The organism is Nocardia sp. NPDC057440 (assembly GCF_042802915.1).
GTDB lineage: Bacteria > Actinomycetota > Actinomycetes > Mycobacteriales > Mycobacteriaceae > Nocardia.
Genome location: NZ_JBHVDF010000018.1, coordinates 45854 through 63791, shown reverse-complemented (window position 1 = coordinate 63791; position 17938 = coordinate 45854). Strand labels below are relative to the sequence as shown.

Sequence of the window (17938 nt, the reverse complement as noted above, 5' to 3'; positions counted from 1 at the left end):
TCGCGCGCGGACGAGCTAGGCGACCGCGGGCATCCGTCCGGTCGCCACTGCCCGCGCGTCCGTTGCCTGCGGCTCGGCAATCCGTCCGAATCCACGGAAGACCGGCACCGCGAGCTTGCGACTCGCTGGCCGCAGCCCCCACGACGCCACTGCGCACAATGCGAAGAAGCCGGTGTAGAACAGGTGGTTCGCGCCGGAGCCGTGCGCGATGTGCGAGGCGAACGCTCCGGTGAGATCGAAGAATGTGCCCGCGTACGCCCATTCTTTCACCAGCGGGAATCGCGGCGCGGCAATTGTCAAGGCACCGAGCACTTTCCACACGCCCAGAATCGTCATGACGTAGGTCGGGTACCCCAGTTCGGTCATGCCGCTCGCGGTGTCGGCACGGTGCACCAGGTCGGCGACACCGCCCGACGCCAGAATGAAGACCGTCACCGCGGTCGTGGTCCAGTATCCGATCGATCGTGCATTGTTCATGGCGGCTCTCCTCGCCTCGCTCCTGCGGCGCGAGTGTGTGTTGCGCCGTCACACCCTTGACCGTTCGCACGGCCCAGATGTGACAGCGCAGGTCACAGCCAAGTCCAGCTCTACTGGACTTCGAGCTCCATCAGTCCGAGAGTTTCCGCGTCGGCCAGCAGGTCGATCGCGACGATCCGGCCGTCGGACACGGTGAAGTCGAAGACCACTCGCGGCGTCCCGCCCACGGCCCACACCGCCCCCGCTCGCCCATCGATGAGCGCCGGTCGCGCCGCCTTGGCACGGCCGGAGAAGGTTTCGGCCACCGCACCCGCACCGAGCGCCCCTACCGCACCCGTCGCCATGGCGGCGGCATCCACGCGCAGCACCACATCCGGGTCGAGCAGTGTCAGCAACTTCTCGAACTCGCCGCTGCGCGACGCCGCCAGAAACGCGTCGACGACCTCACGCTGCCGATCCCGGTCGGCGGCCGCCCGCGCACCCTGGACCCGCCGCCGCGCCCGGCTCGCCAATTGCCGTGCCGCCGCCGGACTCTTGCCGACGATCGGGGCGATCTCATCGAACGGCACCGCGAACATGTCGTGCAGGACGAAGGACAACCGCTCCGGGGGCGCAAGCGCGTCGAGTACCACCAGCAGCGCGAGTCCGATCGAATCACCGAGCACCGCTTGTTGTTCCGGACCGTCTGCGGACGGCGGCGGCTCGAGGTCGTCGAGTGGTTCCTCGCGCCGCGTCTTGCGGGACTGGAGCATGTTCAGGCAGACCCGCGCCACCACGGTGGTCAGCCAGCCACCCAGATTGTCGATCTCCTCAGCGTCCGAACGGCTCAGCCGCAGCCACGCTTCCTGCAGCGCGTCGTCGGCTTCGCTTCCCGAGCCGAGCATCCGGTACGCCACCGCGAGCAGGTGCGTCCGATGCTCTTCGAAGCGCTCGGCAAGAAAATTCTCGTCCATCTGTCACATTCTCCCGATTCGGTCGGTCAAGTAGACGGACCGGAGCGAAGACCGGGAAATCCGCTGGCAAGCAAGAACAAGGAGCCGATCATGACCGCAGGACTGCAGACCATCGTGTACCCCGTCACCGACCTCGTCAAGGCGAAGAGCATGTTCAGCGCGCTGTTCGGTGCGGAGCCCATCGCCGACACCCCGTACTACGTCGGCTACCGCGTGGCGGGCCAGGACATCGGCCTCGACCCGAACGGCGCGCAGAAAGGCATGACGGGACCGGTCGGCTACTGGCACGTCGAGAACATCCACAAGCACCTCGCGGCCCTGGTCGAGGCGGGCGCCGAGGCACGGCAGGAGCCCACCGACGTAGGCGGCGGGAAGCTGATCGCCACGGTCACCGATGCCGACGGCAATGTCGTCGGCCTGCTGCAGCCGTGACCGGATGACCGGCCCCCTGCTTCCAGGGGCTGGACAGCCGCCCGGGAGCGGTCGATAGTGCTCAGGTGACTGTGGGTGCTGCGTTGTCGCGGGTATTGGTCGGGATGCTGTTGCTGCTCGGGGTGGTGGCGCCGGTGGCGGCCGCCGATCCGGCCGGGTTGCCGTTCACGTGGTCGCAGAGCTATATCACCGCACCGGACGGCACCCGGTTGCACGCGGACATCATGCGCCCGCTCGGGATCTCCGAGGACACGCGCACTCCGGTGGTGCTCACCGTGAGCCCGTATCGTTCGCACCTGGCCTATCTGAGCATCCCGCACCTGGCCGACGGTCCCTCGATCGACTATCTCCCCGTCGACATGTTCCTGCGGGCCGGTTACACCTACGTGATCGTCGATCTGCGCGGGTTCGGCGGGTCGTCGGGATGCCCGGATTACGGTGGGCCGGGGGAACGTTCGGATGTCACCAGTGCGGTGGAGTGGGCGGCCGGCCAGCCGTGGTCGACCGGCAAGGTCGGCATGGTCGGCGTCTCCTATGAGGGGTGGACCGCGATGATGGGCCTTGCCGGCAAGCCGAAAGGCCTTGCCGCGGTGGGCTCGTTCGCGTCTGCGGTCGATCCGTACACCTATCTGTACATGCAGGGCGTGTCGTGGAAGTTCAGCGGTAAGCCGGTCATCGACAGAGGCATCCGCCCGGCCGACCAGGTGGGCCTCGAACACCTGCTCATCGCCTCCACTCCGGGCCGCTGGGACGACTCCCCCGAGTATCAGGCCAACGCCGTGCAGATGTCGCCGCAGTGCTACGCGCAGTACGCCGCGAACACCGCCGACCACAATGTGAACTCCGAGTTCTGGCGCGACCGCAATCTGGTCGACAAGTTGCGCGGCAACACGATTCCGCTGTTTCTCGCTCAAGGGTTCCTCGACTACAACACCAGGGCCTACCGCGTATTCGATGTGTGGGATGCGCTCGGCCCCGGCGAGCACCGGGCCTGGTTCGGCCAGTGGAGTCACAGCGATTGCCACGAGAAGTGCGGCACCCCGAATTTCGACGCCGAACTGCTCGCGTTCTTCGACAGGCATGTCGCGGGCCGCGATGTCGAGGTGCCGGGTCCACGCGTCAGGGTCGGCCAGTACGACGGAGGTTGGCGCTCGGAATCCGCGTGGCCGCCGAAGGACATGCGACAGGTCTCGGTCGATCTGCGGACCGGCGTCTACACCGACCGCGGCATTATTCCCGGGCCTGATCGAGAGATCTGGTCGGTCTCCGAACCGCTCGCCCAGGACCAGCACCTGGCCGGCGTACCGACGGCGTCGCTGCGGCTGGTCGGTCCGCCGTCGGCCACTGTCACCGTCGAGCTGTACGACATCGCCCCGGACGGGCGCGCCACCATCATCACCCGCGGCATCGCGCCGGTGTCGGAGACCGCCGAGATCAGGATGCTGGCCCAGGATTGGCCGCTGCCCGCGGGCCACCGAATCGGGGCGCTGATCACCGACGTCATCGACGATGTGTGGTCGCACACCCCGGCGAACACCACGGTCACCGTCACGGCGGCCCGGCTCGACCTGCCGCTGCTCGGTGCGCCTCGCCAACCCGACCTGTCGGGCGGGGTCAGCGAGGCCCTGGTCAAATGGCGCGCCGAGAAGACGATCACGCTCGGGCCCGGAGTGTTGAACAATGCAACGGTGCCCATGAATCTGCCGCAGTACCAGACCGGTGATCGATGACCACAGACGCCGCGTCTATCCACCCGGCCCCGGTCGACGCGCTGGTCGCCGAGCGATTGGCGCAAGCACTGCGTTGCGTGACGGTGTCCGCCGAAGAACCCGCCGCCGACGACCAGGAGTTCTCCCGGCTGGGCGAGCATCTGGAGCGGTCCTTCCCGCTCGTGCACGACGAACTCGAGCTGGAGCGGTTCGGCCACAGCAGGCTCTACCGATGGGCGGGCACCGCACCGGACACCGTGGCGGCGATCCTGCTCGCCCACCAGGACGTGGTGCCCGTCGACGACCCGGCGCGCTGGACTCATCCACCGTTCGCGGGCGTTGTCGACGACGAGTTCATCTGGGGCCGCGGCGCCATCGACGACAAGAGCCGCCTGATGGCCATCCTGGAGGCCGTCGAATCCGCGCTCGCGGCGGGCGTGCGGCCCGAACACACCGTGTATCTGGCCTTCGGGCACGACGAGGAGGTGTTCGGCGACCAGGGCGCGGTGCGGATGGCGCAGCGGCTGCGTGACGCGGGTGTACACGCGGACCTGCTGCTCGACGAGGGCGGCGTGATCACCGACGGCGTCGCCGACGGCGTGGATCGTCCGGTCGCCTCGATCATGTTGGGCGAGAAGGGCTATGCCACCATCCGGTTGTCGGTGTCGGAGGTGGGCGGACATTCGTCCATGCCGGGCCGCCAGACCGCGGTCGGCCGCATCGCCCGCGCGGTGGGTCGCGTCCAGGACCATCCGATGCCGTTGCGCCTGATTCCGTTGGTGTCCGACATGCTGGCCAGGCTGCGGCATGTCATGCCCGATTCCCGGCGCCGACTGCTCGGCCTCGCCGGACTGGCCACGCCGTTGATCACCCGGGTGATGGCCGCGACGCCGCAGACCGAGGCGCTGGTGCGCACCACCACCGCGCCCACGGTGATCAGCGGCGGCGTGAAGGCCAATGTGCTGCCGCAACAGGCCAAAGCCCTGGTGAATTTCCGTATCCTGCCCGGTGATTCGGTCGCGTCGGTGCTCGAACACTGCCGGAAGGTAGTGCGTGACGCGGGGGTCCGCATCGATCTGGTCGGCATGACCTCGGAGCCCACCAGGCCTGCGGCGCCCGGCGCGGGGTTCGAACTGATAGCGCGGCTGGCCGAGGACGTGGTGCCCGGCATCGCGGTGACCACCGGCATCGTCCCCGGCGCCACCGACGCCAGGCACTACAACGATCTCGCCACCGCGCGCTGTAATTTCGCGCCCATCGTGCTGACCAAGGCCGATCTCGCGACGATCCATGGAACCGACGAACGCATCTCCTTGGTGAACTACGCTCGGCTCATCGAGTTCAATCGGCGGCTGATCGACCACTTCGCGCACGCGTCGACCACCGCGCCGCCGCAGACGTCAGGAGCCGACGCATGACATCCGACAGCCTCGAGTCCGCCACCGGTGAATTCGACGGGCGCGGCAGCCGGGTCGCGTGGCGCGCCTGGTTGCCCGACACCGTCACGCAGGCCGTGATCGTGCTCGTGCACGGGGTCGCCGAACACTCCGGCCGCTACGCGCATGTCGGAAAGCGGCTCGCGGCGTCCGGTTTCGCCGTCTACGCGCTCGACCACATCGGGCACGGCAAGTCCGCGGGCAGCAATGCCAACATCGGCTCGATGGACGGCTCCGCCGACAATGTCGCCTTCATGCTCGACCTCGCGGGCCGCGAGCATCCCGACGTGCCGCGCTTCCTGATCGGCCATTCGATGGGCAGCCTCATCGTGCTGCACCTGGCCACCCGCGCACCGATCGATGTCGCGGGCATCGTGCTGTCGGCGCCGCCGCTGGACATCCCGATCGGCAATCCGCTGCAGCGCTTGCTCGCACCGGTGCTGTCCCGGCTGACGCCGAATCTCGGTGTGCTGAAGCTGGATTCGTCGATGATCAGCCGTGACCCCGAGGTGATCCGGGCCTATGACAACGATCCGCTGGTGTTCCGGGGCAAACTCCCCGCCCGCACCGGCACCGAGATCCTGACCACGACGACCCTGGTCAAGGGGCGGTTGGACAAGCTCACCGTGCCGCTGCTCGTGCTGCACGGCACCGCGGACGCCATCGCCGCGCCGTCCAGCTCCACCCTCATCGAGGAAGGCGCGGGCTCGAAGGATCTCACGGTGATCCGCTACGACGGGCTGTATCACGAAATCTTCAACGAGCCCGAGCAGGACAAGGTGCTCGGCGATGTCGTGGACTGGCTGGAAGCACACATTACCGGGAAGTAGGATCCGACTATGGGCACTAGTACCGGATCCGTCGCGTTCATTCGCGCCATGTGGCACAGCTCGATCGTCGGCAAGGCGTACGAGGGCTTCACCGCCGAGTACGCCGACCTCGGCTTCGATCCCGCCGCCATCGACGTCTTCGAGGTCCCCGGCGCGTTCGAGATTCCGCTGCACGCCAAGCGCTTGGCACAGAGCGGCAAGTACGCGGCGATCGTGGCGGCGGCGCTGGTCGTCGACGGCGGCATCTACCGGCACGATTTCGTCGCCTCCGCGGTGATCGACGGCCTGATGCGGGTGCAGCTCGACACCGATGTGCCGGTCTTCTCGGTGGTGCTCACCCCGCACCACTTCCACGAGCACACCGAGCACGTCACCTACTTCACCGAGCATTTCGTGACGAAGGGAGCCGAGGCCGCGCGCGCGATGGCGAACACCCTCAGCTCCCTGCGTGGATTGCCTGCCGCGGCGCAGTGACCTCCGGCAGGACCTACCTGTAGTGCGTCAGGCAGGCTGACTCACCGTCGAGGACGCCCATCCGGAACGCTTCCAGCCGCTGGAAGCCGCCTGCCACCACCTTGCCGTCCACGTCGGCGGCGACCAGGCCGTCGGCAAGCAGACCGGAGACCGCCTCGTCGAGGTCGTTGGCCGACAGATGCGGATCGCTGGTCGGCTCGCTCAGCTTGGTTGTCACCACGCCGGTCAGGCACGCGGTGCGCAATCCGGCCGTGCCCGCGCCGGTCAGCGTGAGCTTGCGATCCTGTTGCACCGCAAGGGCATAGCGGGAGATGAACATCGCGAAGGCGTTGTAGTCGCCGTCCACGACCGCCGAGAGCGGTTCGCCTGCCCCCGTCATCGGCCCGCCGCGCGCGGCGAGAGCGGGCACATCGGTGCCGATTTTCCCGGAGCTCGGGCAATAGGACACCGGTTCGGTGGTGGTGACCTTCGGGCAGGTGCGCACCACACCCGTGTAATCGAACTGCGGCGGCTTCGGCAGCGGGAAGATCTTGCCCAGCGCCCGGCTCAGGCTGGTCAGCGAATCCACGTCGACCGGAAGCTGCTGGTTCTGTTCGTCCTCCTCGAAGGACTTCGGCAGATTCCCGCGACGCTCGTTGATCTCACTCTTATTGATCTTCTTGCAGGCCGGCGCCCCGTCGGTGTAGCCGATCTGCACGGCGGTCACGCGCTCGAACGCGGAACCGTGCACGTTCTTCGGATTATCCGGATCCTGGTCGCGCACCGCGACCGTCGCACCGAGCACCGCGTTGAGCCCGTCGGTCGTGTTCAGCGTGAAGTGCGCCGAATTGCCTTCCGCCACATGGCGTAGGAATACTCCCGCCAAGCAGTCCGCCTGCTGCTCCTTGACGATGGCCGAGGTGAGGAAGCCCGCGATCTTGGCCTGTCCCTGGATGGCGTGGCCGTACTCGTGCGCGAGCACCATCACCACCGCCATCTCGCTGAACTTCTCCTTCAGCTTCGGCAGCAGCACGCCCCGGTCCCAGCCGATGGTGTGGTCCAGGCCGCAGTAGGCGGCGTTGACCACCTGAAAGGTGCTGGACTTGCAGAACGTGATCGCCTGCGCCTTGGGCGCCCTGGCGTCCCACGAGAGATAGCGGCTCACCGGTGTGAAGGTGCCGGGAAAGGTCTTGCCGTACTCGGTCTTCCAGTAGTCCTCCAGGTCGGCGATGGTGTTGAGAGCGAGCTTGTCGACGGCTCCCCCGTCGCCGTTCACCGCGGTCAGCGGCGCGTCCGGCACACCGGCGCGCGGTCCGTTCGGACCCGAGGAAGAGGCCGACCCGGCCAGCTCCCATGGGTTGTCGGCGCTGCTCGCCGCGATGCCGGCGCCGCCGGCCGTGTCGCTCCCGCATCCGGTCAGCGCGACGCCGACCGCCATCAGTACGGCGACCGCCCCGAAACGCAGCCGTGTCGTCTTCATCAGGTTCCTCCCCGAATCCCGGGACTCGTCCTCCGAGCCCGCTCTCCGGCCGGTGTCGCAAGGTGAGGCCATCGAGCGTTCACATGGTAATCGCGGCAGGCGTGCCCTGTGTATACGTCGCGCGGACGAGAACGCAACGCGCCGTTATCCGTTCAGCGAGACCCTGGCGATCATGGCCCGGTGGTCGGACCCCGGCACGTTCAGCGTGTGCACCGCGTCGGCGGTCGCGTCGGCGACCAGGATGTGGTCGATGCCGATCACCGGGCCCCACCGGTAGTCGGTCGGATAGGTAAGCAGCGGGCCCGCGCCCGCCTGCTCGGCCGCTGCGACGAAGCGCCCGCGCAGCAAGTCGCGAAAGGCCGAATGATCACGCGTCGCATTGAAATCCGCGCCGACGATCGCCGGACCCTGCTGTGCGTCGAGGATGCCGCGGATGACGCGCAGCTCCGAACTCCATGCGGGAAAGTCCACCGTCGGCGGAATCGGATGGAACGCGAACACCGCGACGGCTCCGGCTTCCGGATGATCCATCGTCGCCGACACCTGGTTGAGCACGAAGCCGACGTATTTTTTGGTGTCGCGCAACGGGTACCGGCTGTAGATCCCGGTCCCGCCCCCACCGGAGGTCGGCTCCAGGTACTGATACGGCAGTGTCTGCGCGAGTCCCGCCGAGGCAAGTCGCGCAACCATGTCCGGGGTCAGCTCCTCGGTGGTCAGCACATCGACCCGATTGTCGCGCACCGCCCGCACCACGGTGGCGGCCTCGGCCGCACCGAACAGCAGATTCGACTGCATCACTACGACTTCCGGCCCGCCGGCAGCCTGGCCGTCCGGCACGAAGATCGGCAGCTGGGTCCACGCCACCGTGGCGACCAGCACCCCCGCGGCAGCGACACTGCGCCAGCCGCGCGCGATCAAGAACAACACCAGCCCGACGACGGCCCCGATCATCAGATACGACGCGCCGGAAGCGACGAGCACAACCGCCCGCCGCTGCCACGTTCCGAAATACAGGGCGACCCCGACGACCCCCGCCGCCAGCGCGCACCACCCCACACCGAGTAGCGCCCGATCCATCCATGTACGCATGCCTGGAACCCTACGTACGCTCAGTGCGGGCACGGTGTCGACCTTGTGGAGGTTTCGTGTGGAGAATGCAGCTGTGTACGTCGAAGAGTTCGTCGCCTCCGACGCCATGACGGCCGAAGCCGCCGAAGACCTCGCGGCGGTCGCGGGGCGCTACACCTCGCGAATCACGGTGAGCAGCAACGGCCACACTGTCCAGGCGCTCGTCCTGCCATACTGTTGGACCGACCTACGAATAGTCTCCGGCTCCACCATCTCGGTTACCGCCGCCAGCGGTTACCGCCCGCCCGACTTCGAAGACCGCCGCGCCCTCCGCGATTTCGTCTCCCGTTTCCGGTCGCCGATCTCGGACACCGCCGACCCATAGCCCTGGTGCCACGACGCCGCCGTGCTGATCGACCACAGGTGGCCGAGCCGAGCACGGCGGCGTCTCGCCCTGCCCGGCGTCAATCGCGAGGCCGACTCCATGCCGCCGTGAGTGTGGCGGTGTCGGTGCTGAGCGAGCCTCCGGCGAATTCGAGTGTCGCGTGCGAACGTTCGGCGGCGTCGGGGTGTCCCGCACCGCAGGCGTCGGTGACGACGACCGGGAAGTACCCGAGGTCCAGACTGTGCCGGACGGTGGGTTCGATGCCGACCTCCATGGCGATGCCCGCAATCGCGTAGGTGTCGATTCCGCAGTCGCGCAACGCGATATCCAGCGGCGTCGCGGCGAAGGCGGACATGGTGATCTTGTCGAAGACCATCTCGTCGGGGCCGGGGGTGAGCTCCGGTACGAGCTGGAATTGGGGCGAGCCCTGCGGGAAGCTCGAACGCACCTCGGCCGGATCGTCCAGCCGCTGCCATGCCATCGCCATGCGCAACTGGGATACGCCCGCGACCGCCGACGGCAGCGACATGTGCCGGGTGTAGAACACCCGGAACCCATTGGCCCGCGCCGCATCTCGCAGTTGCACGCAGGCCTGGACGATCTTGTCACCGTCCGGGATCTGGCTGACGATGCCGGCCTGCATGTCGTAGATGATCAGCGCCATGCGACCGGGGTCGCAGGCATCGTCGAGGGTTTGCGGGATATCGAGACCGAATGCGTGTCTCATGACGGACTCAGTTCGTCCGGTCGTAGGGCTCGGCGACGTCGACCTTCGGGTCCATCAGTGCCTCGAGCGGCAGCGGCGCCTGCACCGGAACGTAGGTCCATTCCAGGTAGCCCGCCTTGGTCAACGGGAAGTCGGCGACGTACTTCTGTGCTTCCTCGACGCTGTCGACCTCGAAGACGATGACAACGCCCGGCTCGTCGGCGCGCGCGTAGTTCTCCCGCACGATGCCCGCCTTCCACAGCCGCCACACATTGGCGACCTCTTCGGGCAGGTACGGGTTGATGGTCTCCATCGTCACACCGGGCTTGAAACGGTCGAAAACGATGACCTTCATAGGATTTGAACTCCATGTCTGCAGTAGCTGATGCGGCGAGCCGCGGGTACGACATCTATCAAAGCCGGATGATTACAGTGTTACAAGAACGCACTTTTTAGTGAGTACCGGAGGCGAGAGATGGGTGTGCAGAAGCGCTACAACTGTGCGGTGGAGGTGACCGTCGACCTGATCGGCGGCAAATGGAAGCCGGTGATTCTCGCCCAGCTCAAGAAAGGTGTACACCGCTACGGCGAGCTACGTCGATTGATGCCTTCCACCAGTGAGAAAATGCTGATCCAGCAACTGCGGGAGCTCGAAGCAGACAATCTGGTCGAGCGCACCGTCTTCGACACCGTCCCGCCCCAGGTCGAGTACCGCCTGACCGAGGAAGGCTGGAGCCTGGTGCCTGTGCTGACGGCGCTGTACGAGTGGGGCCGCAAGCGCGCCAATCGAGTGGACATCGAGCTGCCCGGCTGAGCGAACCGATCCGGAGGCCGCGGAACTAGCCGCCGAACACCCGCTCCACGACGGCCTTGGCCCGGCGCGTGACCCGCATGTAGTGGTCCAGGAATTCGCTGCCATCATCGTTCGGCCAACCCGCGACCCGCGCGACGGCCGATAGTAGGCGGCCCGGGCCGGGCAGCTGATCGGCAGGCTTACCGCGTACCAGGACAAGGGCATTGCGCGCCTTCGTCGCGGTGAGCCAGGCATCGCGCAGCAGCGCGACGTCCTCGGCGTCGAGCAACTTGGTCTGCTCGATGACCTCGAGCGATTGCAGTGTGGAGGTGTTGTGCAGACCGAGCACGTCATGGGCGTAGCGCAGCTGCATCAGCTGCACAGTCCATTCGATATCGGCCAGTCCGCCGCGGCCGAGCTTGGTGTGGGTGGCCGGGTTGGCGCCGCGCGGCAACCGCTCGGAATCCACCCGCGCCTTGATCCGCCGGATCTCGCGCACCGCCTCCGAGGACACCCCGCCATCGGGATAGCGCACCTTGTCGATGATGTGCAGGAACCGCACCCCGAGCGCCTCGTCACCCGCCACCTGGTGCGCGCGCAGCAGCGCCTGCACCTCCCACGGCTGCGCCCACTGCTCGTAGTAGGCGGCGTAGGCGGCCAAGGTGCGCACCAGCGCACCATTGCGGCCCTCCGGCCGCAACCCGGCATCCACCTGCAGCGGCGGATCGGTGCTCGGCGCGCCGAGCATCCGCTGCACCCGCTCGGCGACGCCGATCGCCCACTTCACGGCCTTGGTCTCGTCCTGGCCGGGACGCGGATCGCAGACGAACAGCACATCGGCGTCGGAGCCGTAGCCCAGCTCCATACCGCCGAGCCTGCCCATGCCGATCACCGCGAATTCGGCGGGCGCGGGCTCGCCGAGTTCGGCCTCGCTGGCCCGAATCACCGCGCGCAGCGCGGCTTCCAGTACCGCGACCCACACCGCGGACAGCGCCCGGCACACCTGCGGCACGTCGAGCATGCCGAGCAGGTCCGCCGACGCCACCCTGGCCAATTCGTGTCGCCGCAGCGAACGCGCCGCGGCGACCGCCCGTTTCGGATCGTCGTAACGTGCTGCCGCCGTGAGGATTCCGCGTGCGACGTCTTCCGGTTGCGGACTGAGCAGCAGCGGACCGCCTGGACCGTCGGCATACATTCGAATCGTGTCCGGCGCGTTGATGAGCAGATCGGGCAGATACTCCGACGAACCGAGCACGATCATCAGCCGTTGCGCGATCGCCCCTTCATCGCGCAACTCGCGCAGGAACCAGATCTGATCGTCGAGACCCTCCGACACTCGCCGGTAGGCCAGCAGTCCCGCGTCGGGATTCGGTGTGTCACCGAGCCATTCGAGCAGAGTCGGCAGCAGCAGCGCCTGGATGCGGCCCTTGCGTGAAATCCCGCCGGTCAGTGCCTTCAGGTGTCCGAGCGCGTGTTCCGGCGCCACGTAACCCAGTGCGGCCAGCTGCCGGATCGCCGCGTCCGGGCTCAGCCGCAGCGCGTCCGGATCGAGTTTGACCACCGATTCGAGCAGCGGGCGGTAGAAGAGTTTGGCGTGTAATCGCCGCACCCGCACCGAATTACGCCGAATTTCGCTACCGAGCACGCCTACCGCGTCTTGCCTGCCGTCGGGCCGGATATGCGCGGCGCGCGCCAGCCAGCGCATGCCTTCCTCGTCGTCGGCGGCGGGCAGGGTGTGTGTTCGCTTGAGTCGCTGCAGTTGCAGGCGATGCTCGAGCAATCGCAGGAATTCGTAGGAGGCGGTGAGATTGGCCGCGTCGTCGCGGCCGACGTAGCCGCCCGCGGCCAGCGCCGTCAACGCCTCGACGGTGCCCTGCACATGCAGCGTTTCATCTACTCGGCCGTGCACCAATTGCAGGAGCTGCACGGCGAATTCGACGTCGCGCAGACTGCCGTGCCCGAGCTTCAGCTCGCGCTCGCGCAGATCGGCGGGCACCAGATCCTCGACCCGGCGCCGCATCGCTTGCACGTCGGCCACGAAATCCGGCCGCTCCGAGGCGGTCCAGACCATGGGCATCAGCGCGGCGCGATACTGCTCTCCCAACTCCAGGTCGCCGGTCATCGGCCTGGCCTTGAGCAATGCCTGGAACTCCCAGGTCCGAGCCCACCGCTTGTAGTACGCGATATGCGACTCCAGCGTGCGCACCAGGGCACCTGCCTTGCCCTCCGGCCGCAGCGCCGCATCGACCTCGAAGAAGGCCGCACTGCCCACGCTCATCAGCTCGGCGGCCAGCCGGGTCGCGGTGGCGTCGGCGGGCTCGGCGACGAACACCACGTCGACGTCGCTGACGTAATTCAGTTCGCGCGCACCGCTTTTGCCCATCGCGATAACGGCGAGCCGCACCGGCACCGGTCCTTCTTTGCACACCCGCCCCACCGCGACCGAGAGCGCGGCGGTCAGCGCGGCGTCGGCCAGGTCGGTGAGATGGCGACCGACAACCTGATACGGCAAGACCGGTTCGTTCTCCACCGTCGCGGCCAGATCGAGCGCGGCGAGCACCATCAGCTGATCGCGATACCGCTTGCGCAGCAAGGTAATCGACTCCGGACCGGAGATGGCGGCCCGGTACAGCGCGGCGGTGGGGTCAGGGCTTTCGGCAGGCACGGCTTCGACCGAGGCAAGCAGATCCGCGATCAGTTCCTCGCGACTCGGCAACTTGTCGCGTCGCAAGATCCGCCACGCCGCCGGATCGGCGACCAGGTGATCGGCGAACGCGCTCGACGAACCGATCAACGCGAACAACCTGCCGCGCAACGACGTGTCGGCCCGCAACAGCGAATCCAGTTCCGCCCAGCCCGCACCCAGCGCCGCGCGCAACCGGATCAGCGTCAGCAACGCCAGATCGGCATCCGGCGATCGCGACAGGGCCCACAGCACCGGAATGCTGTCGACATTATCCCACGCCAACTCTCGCAAGGACTGGGAAGCGGTCGGCTCGAGCAACCCGAGCCGACCGACACCGGGAACAGCTGAACGAGCAGTCGGCGGCCGTACCATATGTCCAACTTAGTTCGCCGCCCATGTCTTTCCACACGGGCGGGTGGAAAGACATGCAAACGTAGCCGTTATCGGCCTATTCGCGACACCGGGTCACAAACCGAGGTATTCCTTCAGCTCGAACGGCGTCACCTGGCTGCGGTAGTCCGCCCACTCCCTGCGCTTGTTGCGCAGGAAGAAGTCGAACACGTGCTCGCCGAGCGTCTCGGCGACCAACTCGGAGCGCTCCATCGCCTGCAGCGCCTCGTCCAGGGTGCCGGGCAGCTCACGGAAGCCCATAGCGCGCCGCTCGGCGGCGGTGAGCGACCAGACGTCGTCCTCGGCCTCCGGAGGCAGCGTGTAGCCCTTCTCGATACCCCGCAGACCGGCGGCGAGCAGCACCGCGAAGGTCAGGTACGGGTTGCATGCCGAATCTGGGCTGCGGATCTCGACGCGACGCGAGGAGGACTTGTTCGGGGTGTACATCGGGACGCGCACCAGCGCCGAGCGGTTGGACCGGCCCCACGAGGCGGCGGTCGGCGCCTCGCCACCGTGGATGAGCCGCTTGTAGGAGTTCACCCACTGATTGGTGATCGCGCTGATCTCCGGCGCGTGCTCGAGAATGCCCGCGATGAACGCCCGCGCGGTCTCCGACAGGTTGATCGGGTCGTCGGGATCATGGAAGGCGTTCGCCTCGCCCTCGAACAGGCTCATGTGCGTGTGCATCGCCGAGCCCGGGTACTGAGCGAAGGGCTTGGGCATGAACGTCGCGCGCACGCCCTCGTCGATGGCCACTTCCTTGATCAGGTAGCGGAAGGTCATCACGTTGTCGGCCATGGACAGCGCGTCGGCGTAGCGCAGGTCGATCTCCTGCTGACCCGGCGCGCCCTCGTGGTGACTGAACTCGACCGAGATGCCCATCGACTCGAGCGCGTCGATCGCGTGCCTGCGGAAGTTCGGCGCCGAATCGTGCACGGCCTGGTCGAAGAAGCCGCCGGTGTCGGCGGGGCGGGGCTCGGCACCCTGCGGTGCGTTCTCCAGCAGGAAGAACTCGATCTCCGGGTGCACGTAGCAGCTGAAGCCGACGTCACCGGCCTTGTTGAGCTGACGACGCAGCACGTGGCGCGGGTCGGCCCAGGACGGCGAACCGTCCGGCATGGTGATGTCGCAGAACATGCGCGCCGAATGCTGGTGGCCCTTACTGGTGGACCACGGTAGGACCTGGAAAGTGGACGGATCCGGCCGTGCGACCATGTCCGCTTCCGAGACGCGGGCGAAGCCTTCGATGGCAGAGCCGTCGAAGCCGATGCCCTCCTCGAAGGCGCCTTCCAGCTCGGCCGGCGCGATGGCGACGGACTTCAGATAACCCAGCACGTCGGTGAACCAGAGACGCACGAAGCGGATATCCCGCTCTTCGAGCGTCCGCAGCACGAATTCCTTCTGGCGATCCATGAACGCGAGCGTAAGCACCTGGCGTTAAATCCGTGTTACATACACGTCTAGGGATTGCAATCCGATGAGTTGGAACAGATCGCACCACCCGTTCACCTCACCTGTGAGCGCCCGGTGGCGGGCCGGATCCGACCCGCCCGCACGAGCTCAGCAGGTGAGTCCGCGCTCCGGGACCTTCAGCTCGGTGAGGTAGGCGATGACCGCGTCGTCGAGGCAGGCGTCGCCCGCGACGAGGGCCGCGGTGTGCCTGGTGCCGCGGAAGGTGATGAGCGTCGAGCCCAGCTGGGCGGCGAGTTCGACACCGGCCTGGTAGGGCGTCGCCGGATCCTCCGTCGTCGACACCACCACCGTTTCCGGCAGCCCGGTCACCGAGATCTTGTGCGGTTTACTCGTGTTCGGTACCGGCCAGGCGTTGCATACCTCGAGCGGCGCTGCCCCGGTGCCGCGGCCGTCGTCGAGGAACGGCGCCGCCTTGCGGTACTCGGTGTCTTGCTTGCCCGTGATCGCGGGATCGGCGATGCGCGGATCGTCGACACAGCGGATCGCGTTGAACGCGTCCTGGGTGTTGTTGTAGGTGCCGTCGTCGCGGCGTCCGTCGTAGATATCGGCGAGCTGGAGCAGGGTGTCGCCGCGGCCGTCGCGCAATTCCGAAAGGCCGAGGGTGAGCACACGCCAGAATTCGTCGGTGTAGAGCGCCTGCTGCACACCGGTGATGGCATCGCTGTAGCTGAGCCCACGCGGGTCGGTGGTCGCGGCGGGCTTGTCGCGCAACGGGTTCACCAGGGCCCGGAACCGCGCGACGGACTGCGCCGGGTCGGTGCCGAGCGGGCAGTCCGGCTCTTTGGCGCAGTCGGCGCTGTAGCCGTCGAATGCCTTCTGGAAGCCGGCGGCCTGCCGCAACGACTCCTGCACCGGGTCAGCAGCGGAGTCGACCGCGCCGTCGAGCACCAGCGCCCGCACGTTGGCGGGGAACTTCTCGGCATAGGCCGAGCCGAGCTTGGTGCCGTAGGAGTAGCCGAGATAAGTGAGCTTGTGGTCGCCGAGCACAGCGCGAATCACATCCATGTCCTGCACCACCTCGCGGGTGCCGACGTGGGCGAGCAGCTCGGCCCCGGTGCGGTCGACGCAGTGGCCCGCGTACTGGCGGTTCTCGTCCTCCGATTCGGCGATGCCTTCCGGGGTGTTGTCCGTCGGCGGCTCGGCGCGCTCGGAATCGGACTCATGCGGGGTCAGGCAGGCGACGGCAGGCAACGATGAGCCGACCCCGCGCGGGTCGAAGCCGACCCGATCGAAGCGCTCGGCCAGCGGCGTCTTGCCCGCGATGCTCGCCATCGACAGGCCCGACACCCCCGGGCCACCCGGGTTCAGCAGCAGCGAGCCGATGCGTTTGCCGCTGGCCTCCAGCCGGGACAGCGCGATCTGGGCGGTCGGGCCGTCCGGCTTCTCGTAATCGATCGGCACCGTGATGCGTGTGCACTGCGTCTTCGGTGCGAGGTTGTCCTCGGGGTCGCCGAAGTCTTCGCAACCACCCCACTGCGGCACCTGCGTGTAGAACTTCTCCAACCCGGCGGGCGGCGCGGGTAATGGCGGCTTCGGCTCATCCTTGTCGACGGCGCATCCCGCCGCCACCATCGCGAGCACCGCTCCAACGAGCACACCACGCCAACTCCGCATCCACGCCATAGTGAAATCCTGGCAGGGCCGCCGCTGCGCCGGTGCGGCGCACCGGAAACCCGCCGCGGCGGCGGTGTGACAAATCGCACCGGTCACGGGCCTTAATACCGCCGTTGCGTCGGTGCACACTGGACTCGTCAGACAAACCCGGGGACCCGCATGGGCCTCGAGGAGACACGACGAAAGGGACGATGATGTCCGTGTCCGATTCGGAAACCCCCGCGTACGGCGCAGCACCGCCCGCAACCAAGGCGGCGAAACGCAAGACGCGGGTGCATCACCTGCAGCAGATGAAGGCCGAGGGTGAGCGCTGGTCGATGCTCACCGCCTACGACTATTCCTCGGCGCGTTTGTTCGAAGAGGCCGGTATTCCGGTGCTGTTGGTCGGCGACTCCGCCGCGAACGTGGTGTACGGCTACGACACCACCGTGCCGATCACCATCGAGGAGCTGATCCCGCTGGTGCGTGGTGTCGTCCGCGGCGCACCGCACGCGCTCGTCGTCGCCGATCTACCGTTCGGCACCTACGAGTCCTCGCCGCAGCAGGCGCTGGCCACCGCGACCCGGTTCATGAAGGAGGGCCAGGCGCACGCGGTGAAGCTGGAGGGCGGCGAGCGAGTGGCCGAACAGATCGCGCTGATCACCTCGGCGGGCATTCCGGTGATGGCGCACATCGGCTTCACGCCGCAAAGCGTCAACACCCTCGGCGGCTTCCGGGTGCAAGGTCGTGGCGAGGGCGCCGAGCAGCTGGTCGCCGACGCCATCGCGGTCCAGGAGGCGGGCGCGTTCACCGTGGTGATGGAGATGGTTCCGGCCGAGCTCGCCGGTCAGGTCACCCGCAAGCTGACCATCCCGACCGTCGGCATCGGCGCGGGCGCCGAGTGCGACGCACAGGTGCTGGTGTGGCAGGACATGGCCGGCTACACCAGTGGCAAGACCGCCAAATTCGTCAAGCGCTTCGGCAATGTCGGTGACGAACTGCGCACTGCCGCAGCAACTTACGCCGACGAGGTGCGTCGCGGCACCTTCCCCGGCCCTGAGCACAGCTTCTGAT

17 protein-coding genes are annotated in these 17938 nt (G+C 67.4%); 8 read left to right on the top strand and 9 right to left on the bottom strand.

The window, feature by feature from the left end; all coding sequences use genetic code 11:
- Positions 1 to 15: 15 nt before the first annotated feature.
- On the bottom strand, positions 16 to 477 hold the full coding sequence (locus tag ACFU4Z_RS29845) for a DoxX family protein (protein ID WP_379069483.1): 462 nt from the start codon (positions 475 to 477) through the stop codon (positions 16 to 18).
- Positions 478 to 587: 110 nt separating this feature from the next.
- Positions 588 to 1430, bottom strand: a complete 843-nt coding sequence (locus ACFU4Z_RS29840; RefSeq protein WP_379069481.1) for a sigma-70 family RNA polymerase sigma factor — start codon at positions 1428 to 1430, stop codon at positions 588 to 590.
- 90 nt (positions 1431 to 1520) lie between these two features.
- Between ACFU4Z_RS29840 and ACFU4Z_RS29835 the strand changes: the two genes are divergently transcribed.
- The 5 genes from ACFU4Z_RS29835 to ACFU4Z_RS29815 all read left to right on the top strand — a co-directional run bounded on the left by ACFU4Z_RS29835 (position 1521) and on the right by ACFU4Z_RS29815 (position 6311).
- Positions 1521 to 1862 carry a VOC family protein gene (locus ACFU4Z_RS29835; RefSeq protein ID WP_379069478.1) on the top strand — a complete coding sequence of 114 codons (342 nt, stop codon included), beginning with the start codon at positions 1521 to 1523 and terminating at the stop codon, positions 1860 to 1862.
- A gap of 65 nt (positions 1863 to 1927) precedes the next feature.
- Positions 1928 to 3592, top strand: a complete 1665-nt coding sequence (locus tag ACFU4Z_RS29830) for a CocE/NonD family hydrolase (RefSeq protein WP_379069475.1) — start codon at positions 1928 to 1930, stop codon at positions 3590 to 3592.
- Positions 3589 to 4989 (top strand): M20/M25/M40 family metallo-hydrolase, encoded by a 1401-nt coding sequence (locus tag ACFU4Z_RS29825; protein WP_379069472.1) that lies wholly within the window; start codon positions 3589 to 3591, stop codon positions 4987 to 4989. The genes ACFU4Z_RS29830 and ACFU4Z_RS29825 overlap by 4 nt, the downstream gene beginning before the upstream one ends.
- The gene (locus ACFU4Z_RS29820) at positions 4986 to 5837 is read left to right on the top strand and encodes an alpha/beta hydrolase (RefSeq protein ID WP_379069469.1); all 852 of its coding nucleotides are present in this window, start codon (positions 4986 to 4988) and stop codon (positions 5835 to 5837) included. Before ACFU4Z_RS29825 ends, ACFU4Z_RS29820 begins: the two co-directional genes overlap by 4 nt.
- A gap of 9 nt (positions 5838 to 5846) precedes the next feature.
- Positions 5847 to 6311 (top strand): 6,7-dimethyl-8-ribityllumazine synthase, encoded by a 465-nt coding sequence (locus ACFU4Z_RS29815; protein WP_379069465.1) that lies wholly within the window; start codon positions 5847 to 5849, stop codon positions 6309 to 6311.
- Between the two features lie 13 nt (positions 6312 to 6324).
- Here ACFU4Z_RS29815 and ACFU4Z_RS29810 read toward each other — a convergent pair whose 3' ends face one another.
- Both ACFU4Z_RS29810 and ACFU4Z_RS29805 read right to left on the bottom strand, forming a co-directional pair.
- Complete coding sequence (locus tag ACFU4Z_RS29810; protein WP_379069462.1) at positions 6325 to 7770, bottom strand: metallopeptidase; 1446 nt, start codon at positions 7768 to 7770, stop codon at positions 6325 to 6327.
- A gap of 144 nt (positions 7771 to 7914) precedes the next feature.
- Entirely contained in the window at positions 7915 to 8859 is a 945-nt protein-coding gene (locus ACFU4Z_RS29805) for an endonuclease/exonuclease/phosphatase family protein (RefSeq protein WP_379069459.1), read from the bottom strand.
- Between the two features lie 58 nt (positions 8860 to 8917).
- Between ACFU4Z_RS29805 and ACFU4Z_RS29800 the strand changes: the two genes are divergently transcribed.
- Positions 8918 to 9223 carry a hypothetical protein gene (locus ACFU4Z_RS29800; RefSeq protein WP_379069457.1) on the top strand — a complete coding sequence of 102 codons (306 nt, stop codon included), beginning with the start codon at positions 8918 to 8920 and terminating at the stop codon, positions 9221 to 9223.
- 79 nt (positions 9224 to 9302) lie between these two features.
- On the opposite strand, the gene ACFU4Z_RS29795 is transcribed toward ACFU4Z_RS29800, so the two are convergent.
- Together ACFU4Z_RS29795 and ACFU4Z_RS29790 are read right to left on the bottom strand one after the other, a co-directional pair.
- Entirely contained in the window at positions 9303 to 9950 is a 648-nt protein-coding gene (locus tag ACFU4Z_RS29795; protein ID WP_379069454.1) for a cysteine hydrolase, read from the bottom strand.
- A 7-nt stretch (positions 9951 to 9957) separates the two neighbouring features.
- The gene (locus ACFU4Z_RS29790; RefSeq protein WP_328411211.1) at positions 9958 to 10284 is read right to left on the bottom strand and encodes a hypothetical protein; all 327 of its coding nucleotides are present in this window, start codon (positions 10282 to 10284) and stop codon (positions 9958 to 9960) included.
- Between the two features lie 120 nt (positions 10285 to 10404).
- On the opposite strand from ACFU4Z_RS29790, the gene ACFU4Z_RS29785 reads away from it, so the two are divergent.
- Positions 10405 to 10743, top strand: a complete 339-nt coding sequence (locus tag ACFU4Z_RS29785; RefSeq protein WP_379069451.1) for a winged helix-turn-helix transcriptional regulator — start codon at positions 10405 to 10407, stop codon at positions 10741 to 10743.
- Positions 10744 to 10768: 25 nt separating this feature from the next.
- On the opposite strand, the gene ACFU4Z_RS29780 is transcribed toward ACFU4Z_RS29785, so the two are convergent.
- The 3 genes from ACFU4Z_RS29780 to ACFU4Z_RS29770 form a co-directional block, all read right to left on the bottom strand.
- A complete protein-coding gene (locus tag ACFU4Z_RS29780; RefSeq protein ID WP_379069447.1) occupies positions 10769 to 13780 on the bottom strand; it encodes a bifunctional [glutamine synthetase] adenylyltransferase/[glutamine synthetase]-adenylyl-L-tyrosine phosphorylase in 3012 nt (1003 codons plus the stop codon).
- A 93-nt stretch (positions 13781 to 13873) separates the two neighbouring features.
- Positions 13874 to 15211, bottom strand: a complete 1338-nt coding sequence (gene glnA, locus ACFU4Z_RS29775) for a type I glutamate--ammonia ligase (RefSeq protein WP_379069444.1) — start codon at positions 15209 to 15211, stop codon at positions 13874 to 13876.
- 147 nt (positions 15212 to 15358) lie between these two features.
- Positions 15359 to 16885 carry an alpha/beta hydrolase gene (locus tag ACFU4Z_RS29770; RefSeq protein ID WP_379069441.1) on the bottom strand — a complete coding sequence of 509 codons (1527 nt, stop codon included), beginning with the start codon at positions 16883 to 16885 and terminating at the stop codon, positions 15359 to 15361.
- Between the two features lie 194 nt (positions 16886 to 17079).
- Between ACFU4Z_RS29770 and panB the strand changes: the two genes are divergently transcribed.
- Entirely contained in the window at positions 17080 to 17937 is an 858-nt protein-coding gene (gene panB, locus ACFU4Z_RS29765) for a 3-methyl-2-oxobutanoate hydroxymethyltransferase (RefSeq protein ID WP_379069708.1), read from the top strand.
- Position 17938: the final 1 nt, after the last annotated feature.

Excerpts from the sequence above, each read along its gene's own strand:
- ACFU4Z_RS29845 (WP_379069483.1), bottom strand. The coding sequence starts at position 477 with ATGAACAATGCACGATCGATCGGATACTGGACCACGACCGCGGTGACG.
- ACFU4Z_RS29840 (WP_379069481.1), bottom strand. The coding sequence starts at position 1,430 with ATGGACGAGAATTTTCTTGCCGAGCGCTTCGAAGAGCATCGGACGCAC.
- ACFU4Z_RS29835 (WP_379069478.1), top strand. The coding sequence starts at position 1,521 with ATGACCGCAGGACTGCAGACCATCGTGTACCCCGTCACCGACCTCGTC.
- ACFU4Z_RS29825 (WP_379069472.1), top strand. The coding sequence starts at position 3,589 with ATGACCACAGACGCCGCGTCTATCCACCCGGCCCCGGTCGACGCGCTG.
- ACFU4Z_RS29820 (WP_379069469.1), top strand. The coding sequence starts at position 4,986 with ATGACATCCGACAGCCTCGAGTCCGCCACCGGTGAATTCGACGGGCGC.
- ACFU4Z_RS29815 (WP_379069465.1), top strand. The coding sequence starts at position 5,847 with ATGGGCACTAGTACCGGATCCGTCGCGTTCATTCGCGCCATGTGGCAC.
- ACFU4Z_RS29810 (WP_379069462.1), bottom strand. The coding sequence starts at position 7,770 with ATGAAGACGACACGGCTGCGTTTCGGGGCGGTCGCCGTACTGATGGCG.
- ACFU4Z_RS29805 (WP_379069459.1), bottom strand. The coding sequence starts at position 8,859 with ATGCGTACATGGATGGATCGGGCGCTACTCGGTGTGGGGTGGTGCGCG.
- ACFU4Z_RS29795 (WP_379069454.1), bottom strand. The coding sequence starts at position 9,950 with ATGAGACACGCATTCGGTCTCGATATCCCGCAAACCCTCGACGATGCC.
- ACFU4Z_RS29790 (WP_328411211.1), bottom strand. The coding sequence starts at position 10,284 with ATGAAGGTCATCGTTTTCGACCGTTTCAAGCCCGGTGTGACGATGGAG.
- ACFU4Z_RS29785 (WP_379069451.1), top strand. The coding sequence starts at position 10,405 with ATGGGTGTGCAGAAGCGCTACAACTGTGCGGTGGAGGTGACCGTCGAC.
- ACFU4Z_RS29780 (WP_379069447.1), bottom strand. The coding sequence starts at position 13,780 with ATGGTACGGCCGCCGACTGCTCGTTCAGCTGTTCCCGGTGTCGGTCGG.
- glnA (WP_379069444.1), bottom strand. The coding sequence starts at position 15,211 with ATGGATCGCCAGAAGGAATTCGTGCTGCGGACGCTCGAAGAGCGGGAT.
- ACFU4Z_RS29770 (WP_379069441.1), bottom strand. The coding sequence starts at position 16,885 with ATGCGGAGTTGGCGTGGTGTGCTCGTTGGAGCGGTGCTCGCGATGGTG.
- panB (WP_379069708.1), top strand. The coding sequence starts at position 17,080 with ATGTCCGTGTCCGATTCGGAAACCCCCGCGTACGGCGCAGCACCGCCC.